At 64.9% G+C, this 5,972-nt stretch carries 5 protein-coding genes; 3 read left to right on the top strand and 2 right to left on the bottom strand.

The window, feature by feature from the left end; translation table 11 throughout:
• Together A2J02_RS11505 and A2J02_RS11500 are read left to right on the top strand one after the other, a co-directional pair.
• Positions 1-1,481: proline--tRNA ligase (locus A2J02_RS11505; protein WP_068050216.1), on the top strand; the 1,481-nt coding region annotated here is incomplete at its 5' end.
• Positions 1,482-1,556: 75 nt separating this feature from the next.
• Positions 1,557-3,281, top strand: a complete 1,725-nt coding sequence (locus tag A2J02_RS11500; protein WP_197478003.1) for an acyl-CoA dehydrogenase family protein — start codon at positions 1,557-1,559, stop codon at positions 3,279-3,281.
• Positions 3,282-3,290: 9 nt separating this feature from the next.
• On the opposite strand, the gene A2J02_RS11495 is transcribed toward A2J02_RS11500, so the two are convergent.
• Positions 3,291-3,899, bottom strand: a complete 609-nt coding sequence (locus A2J02_RS11495) for a TetR/AcrR family transcriptional regulator (RefSeq protein ID WP_068050212.1) — start codon at positions 3,897-3,899, stop codon at positions 3,291-3,293.
• 82 nt (positions 3,900-3,981) lie between these two features.
• Between A2J02_RS11495 and A2J02_RS11490 the strand changes: the two genes are divergently transcribed.
• A complete protein-coding gene (locus A2J02_RS11490) occupies positions 3,982-5,436 on the top strand; it encodes a DHA2 family efflux MFS transporter permease subunit (RefSeq protein ID WP_068050210.1) in 1,455 nt (484 codons plus the stop codon).
• Here the strand turns inward: A2J02_RS11490 and A2J02_RS11485 are convergent.
• Complete coding sequence (locus A2J02_RS11485) at positions 5,399-5,839, bottom strand: ferritin-like domain-containing protein (protein WP_068050207.1); 441 nt, start codon at positions 5,837-5,839, stop codon at positions 5,399-5,401. The genes A2J02_RS11490 and A2J02_RS11485 overlap by 38 nt on opposite strands.
• Positions 5,840-5,972: the final 133 nt, after the last annotated feature.

The following is a 5,972-nucleotide window of genomic DNA, read 5'->3' as shown; positions in this document are numbered from 1 at the left end:
ACGGCGACGCGTTGTTCCGGCTGCAGGACCGCAAGGGCAACGACATGCTGCTCGGTCCCACCCACGAGGAATTGTTCGCGTTGACGGTCAAGGCCGAATACAACTCGTACAAGGACCTGCCGGTCACGCTGTATCAGATTCAGACCAAGTACCGCGACGAGGAACGTCCCCGCGCCGGCATTCTGCGTGGCCGCGAATTCGTGATGAAGGACTCGTACTCCTTCGACATGGACGAGGACGGACTGAAGAAGTCCTACGCCGCCCACCGCGAGGCGTACCAGCGCATCTTCGCCCGCCTCGGTGTCAGCTACGTCATCGTCGCCGCGACGTCCGGTGCCATGGGAGGCAGTGCCTCCGAGGAATTCCTGGCCGAGAGCGACATCGGTGAGGACACCTACGTGCGCTGCATCGAATCGGGATACGCGGCCAACGTCGAGGCCGTCACCACTCCGGCACCGGCGCCGCTGCCCATCGAGGGGCAGCCGGCCGCCGTCGACCACGAGACCGGCGACACCCCGACCATCGCGACCCTGGTGGAGTGGGCCAACTCCGCGGATCTCGGACGCACCGTCACCGGCGCGGACACGCTCAAGAACATTCTGCTCAAGGTGCGCAACGCCGAAGGGGAGTGGGAACTGCTCGCCGTCGGCCTGCCCGGTGACCGAGAGGTCGACGAGAAGCGCCTCGAAGCGTCTCTCGAGCCTGCCGAGTTCGCCCTGTTGACCGACGCGGACTTCGCTGCCAATCCGTTCCTCGTCAAGGGGTACATCGGGCCCCGCGCGTTGCAGGCCAACGGTGTTCGCTACCTCGTCGACCCGAGGGTCGTCGACGGAACGTCGTGGATCACCGGCGCGGACGTCAAGGGCAAGCACGTGGTGAACCTCGTCGCCGGTCGCGATTTCGTTCCCGACGGCACCATCGAAGCAGCCGAGGTGCGCGACGGCGACATGTCTCCCGACGGTCGCGGCCCGCTCGTCAGTGCTCGCGGAATCGAGATCGGGCACATCTTCCAGCTCGGCTACAAGTACACCGATGCGTTCTCGGTCGACGTCCTCGGTGAGACCGGCAAGCCGGTTCGCCTGACTCAGGGTTCGTACGGTGTGGGCGTCTCCCGTCTGGTCGCAGTGATCGCCGAGCAGATGCACGACGACAAGGGTCTGCGATGGCCGTCGGAGGTTGCGCCCGCCGATGTCCATCTGGTGATCGCGAACAAGGACGACGCGGCTCGCGCCGGTGCGGAATCGATTGCGACACAACTCGATACGCAGGGCATCGAGGTACTCTTCGATGATCGCAAGGCCTCACCAGGAGTGAAGTTCAAGGACTCGGAACTGATCGGCGTCCCGCTGGTGGTCGTTCTCGGCCGTGGCTGGGCCGACGGCAAGGTCGAGATCCGCGATCGCTTCTCCGGTGAGAGTCGCGAGCTGGACATCGACTCGGCGGTCGGGGAGATCGTGAAGGCCGTGCGCCGCACTCCGTAGAGAAGTCTCGCGATCTCTCTGCGCGGTTGTTTACCCGCTGGTAGCTTCGGGTCAACGACTATGAGAGGTCACCACGTGTCTCACTTTGCGCTGTTCGATCCCACAACCTTCGATCCGGCCGAGCTCGACGAGGATTCTCGCCGACAATTGCGTGCGCTGATCGACTGGTTCGAGAGTCGCGGCAAAGGCAGGCTGTTGGCGGACGATCTCGACAGCGTATGGCCGGCCGACTTTCTGGAATTCGTCGCCGAGCAGAAGTTGTTCGCGACGTTCTCCACGCCCGCCGTCTATGCGGACGGGTCGCCGAACACGCGCTGGGACGCCGCTCGCAATGCCGCGCTGAGCGAGGTTCTCGGGTTCTACGGTCTGGCCTACTGGTACACCTGGCAGGTCACCGTGCTGGGTCTCGGTCCCATCTGGATGAGCGCCAACGACGACGCCAAACGCCGCGCCGCACGCGAGCTGGACCGCGGCGGGGTGATGGCGTTCGGTCTGTCCGAGCGCGCGCACGGAGCCGACGTCTACTCCACCGACATGCTGTTGACGCCCACGACCGAGGACTCGAAGCTCGAGTTCACCGCGTCGGGGGAGAAGTACTACATCGGAAACGGCAACGTGGCGAACATGGTCTCGGTGTTCGGCCGACGTACCGACGTCGAAGGACCCGATTCGTACGTGTTCTTCGTGGCCGACAGTGCGCACCCGGCCTATCGGCTCCGCGGGAGCGTCGTTCACGGTCAGATGTACGTCAGCACGTTCGCACTCGAGAACTACCCCGTCCGGCGACAGGACATCCTGCACACCGGTGCCGACGCGTTCTCGGCAGCTCTCAACACGGTCAACGTCGGAAAGTTCAACCTGTGCACCGGATCCATCGGCATCTGTGAGCACGCCTTCCACGAGGCGATCACGCATGCGAACAACAGAATTCTGTACGGCAATCGGGTCACCGACTTTCCGCACGTGCGCAGTGCGTTCGTCGATGCTTATTCGCGCTTGATCGCGATGAAGCTCTTCAGCGCGCGGGCCCTGGACTACTTCCGTGCCGCAGGGCCCGAGGACCGGCGCTACCTGCTGTTCAACCCGATGACGAAGGCGAAGGTGACCTCGGAGGGCGAAACCGTCGTGCGGCTGCTGCACGACGTCATCGCGGCCAAGGGCTACGAGAAGAACACCTACTTCCGCGAAGCTGCCCAGCTGATCGGAACACTGCCCAAGCTCGAGGGCACGGTGCACGTCAACGTGGCGCTGATGCTCAAATTCATGCCGGCCTACATGTTCTCGCCCACCGACTATCCGGACGTCGGTACCCGAACCGAGCCGGTCGACGACAGCTTCTTCTTCGCCCAGGGGCCGGCCCGCGGTGCGAGTTCGGTGCGGTTCCACGACTGGAAGCCGTTGTACGAGAAGCACTCCGGAATCCCCAACGTGGGACGCTTCTACGAGCAGGCACAGGCATTCACCTCGTTCCTCGCCGAGTGTGCGCCCGACGAGTCCCAGCAGAAGGACCTCGATTTCCTGCTGGTGGTGGGTCACCTGTTCTCGCTCGTGGTCTACGGTCACCTTCTGCTCGAGCAGGCCGACGAGATCTCGTCCGAGATGATGGACCAGATCTTCGACTTCCAGATCAGAGACTTCTCCGGCTATGCCGTCGCGCTGTACGGGAAGCCGTCATCGACTGGAGCGCAACAGCAGTGGGCGCTCGATTCGATTCGCAAGCCGGTGGTCGACGCGGGGCGTTTCGAGACGATCTGGAACGAGGTCGTCTCGTACGACGGTCGGTACGAGATGCGTCCCTAGCGCCGACGCTCAGCCGGGATCGGCCGGGACAAGATTGGTTCCGAACGCGCACACCGTCATCTCGTGCAGTCCGGCGCTGTCGTTCGGATGCTCGAGCGCCTGCATCGACATGAGGACGTTGAGCAGCATCCCGTGCGCGATGAACTGCCGTGCCTGATCCTCGGAACAACCTGTGCCGGCACGTATCTGGCCGTAGATGGCACCCATTCCCTCCCGGGCTGCCCGGCCGATCTCGGGTACCGAGCCTGCGCCGAATCCGTGCATCATGACCATCAACAGGTCGCGATCGGCCACCAGATCGGCATAGGCGGAACCGAGATTCGCCCAGGTGCTGTCGTCGTCGGGGTCGAGCGGGCCCGCCGCCAGCACGGCATCGAACGCGGCCATGATGCCGTCCACGGAGCGTTGGAACACCAGACGAAACAACTCGACCTTGGTGCCGAACATGCGAACCACATACGGCTGAGAGACGCCCGCTTCCTTCGCGACCGCATCGGTACTGGTGCCGGCGTAACCCCCGCGCGCGAACGCGCGCATCGCTGCGTCGAGCACGAGCTCTCGGCGGTCGGCCGCATCCATGCGGGTGGCTCTGGGCTTGGGCGCTGACGGGTCGGACATGTTGACAGGTTATCAGTTGATAACTTACGGTCTCGAATAAGTAATCATTCGATGCTTACAAGCGTGAGACGGGACGACCACAATGACCGCCACAGACTCTCCACCTGCAGTGCAGCCCGCCACTCGGAACGTTCCCGTGTGGCTCGGCATCCTCGCAGCATCCCTGCCGATGTTCATGGCAACCCTCGACAATCTGGTGATGACCAGCGCACTACCGGTCATCCAGCAGGACCTGAACGCCTCTGTCGGACAACTGCAGTGGTTCCTCAACGCGTACACCCTCAGCTTCGCCACCTTCATGCTGACGGCGGCGACGCTCGGCGACAGGTGGGGCAGGCGCGCGGTATTCCTCGGCGGCATCGCGGTCTTCACTCTTGCCTCGGTGGCCAGCGCGCTCGCTGCGAGTCCAGCGATGCTCATCGCCGCGCGCGCCGTGCAGGGAATCGGTGCCGCCGCGATCATGCCGTTGTCCCTGGCGTTGCTCGCCGCGGTGGTACCGGTGGGCAAGCGCGCGATGGCAATCGGGATCTGGGGTGGAGTCTCCGGACTCGGCGTCGCGCTGGGACCGGTGGTCGGCGGAGCCGTCGTCGACGGGATTTCCTGGCAGGCGATCTTCTGGATCAACGTTCCGGTGGCCCTCTTCGCAGTTCCGCTGGCGTACGTCGCGCTGAAGGAAACAGCAAGGCGCATCCAACCGCTCGATCTGCCCGGCGTGGTCCTCGCAGGCGGCGGTGTCTTCCTCCTGGTGTGGGCGGTGGTCCACGGCAACGACGACGGGTGGGCGTCGGCCACGGTGCTCGCCGGTTTCATCGGCTCGGCGGTGCTGCTCGTGGCGTTCGTTCTGCGCGCCTCGCGCACCCGACACTCGGTACTGCCGCTCGCACTCTTTCGTTCGCGCAGCTTCACCATCGCCAACATCATCGGAATCACGTTCTCGCTCGGCATGTTCGGGGCGGTGTTCCTCCTCGCGCAATACCTGCAGATCGTGATGAACTACACGCCGTTCCAGGCGGGCCTACGCACGCTGCCGTGGACCGCCGCACCGATGGTGGTCGCACCGATCGCAGGTCTGCTTGCCGAGCGCGTCGGACTGCGTGGGCTGTTGGTCGGCGGCCTGTCGCTGCAGTCGGTCTCGCTCGTGTGGATGGCGCTGATCCTGGGACCCGACACCGAGTATTCGTCGATGGTCCCGGCCCTGCTGATGGCGGGAGTGGGCATGGGGCTGACGTTCGCACCGTCCGCCACCGCAGTGCTGCGGGACATGAAGGACGACGATCACGCCACCGCCAGCAGCGCCAACTCCACTGTGCGGGAGGTGGGTATCGCACTCGGCATCGCGGTATTGACAGCGGTGTTCATCGGAGCCGGTGGATCACTGACGCCCACCGGTTACACCGACGCCTTGGCACCCGCTCTGCTCGTCGGCGCTGGGACAGTGGCGATCGGACTGGTGGCGGCGTTGTTCATGCCGGGGCGTTCCGTCGGATCGGCACACGTGCTCACGGTTGGCCGGGAAATGCCGTCGACGACGGACTGACTCCCAGAATTTGCTGCCACGTCGCGAGGCGAATCGCGGCGTCGGTCAGCGCTTGAACACCCATGTCGCGGGTCGCTCCCGACCTGCTGCGTTCGATCAGCGAACGCCACGCGATGCTGGTGTCGATCTCGGCTTGCGCGGCCAACTGCGCGGCCGAGATCGCGTCGGTCACCGGGAACGGGGACGCATACGCCGGATCGGGCAGCGGCACAGTGACACTCGCCGCCCGGAGTGCATCGATGGTCGCGTCTCGACGCGCGCGGTGGGCGGCAGTGTTCGACGCCACCAGATCTGCTCGCGTGGGATTGGAGAATGCCGCGACGACGCCGTAGGCGAACACCGCCGCATACTCGGCGGCCAGTGCATCGACGAGGCCTCGCTGTTCCGGGCCGAGATCGCTCATGCCAGCACCACCAGGGCCGAGACCGTGCACGAGGCGCTGATGGAACCGAGAAGGCCTGCTCGGTAACCGCTTTCGTTGCGAGCCGCATCTGCCGCGCTGCGAGCGGAGGCCGTCAACATCTCTCGCACGGCGG

This window comes from Rhodococcus sp. EPR-147, from assembly GCF_001647185.1.
GTDB lineage: Bacteria > Actinomycetota > Actinomycetes > Mycobacteriales > Mycobacteriaceae > Rhodococcoides.
The sequence above is the reverse complement of the archived record's forward strand: the minus strand, read 5'-3'. Positions and strand labels throughout refer to the sequence as shown.

Coding starts and splice junctions, on each gene's coding strand:
- A2J02_RS11495 (WP_068050212.1), bottom strand. CDS start 3,899: ATGTCCGACCCGTCAGCGCCCAAGCCCAGAGCCACCCGCATGGATGCG.
- A2J02_RS11490 (WP_068050210.1), top strand. CDS start 3,982: ATGACCGCCACAGACTCTCCACCTGCAGTGCAGCCCGCCACTCGGAAC.
- A2J02_RS11485 (WP_068050207.1), bottom strand. CDS start 5,839: ATGAGCGATCTCGGCCCGGAACAGCGAGGCCTCGTCGATGCACTGGCC.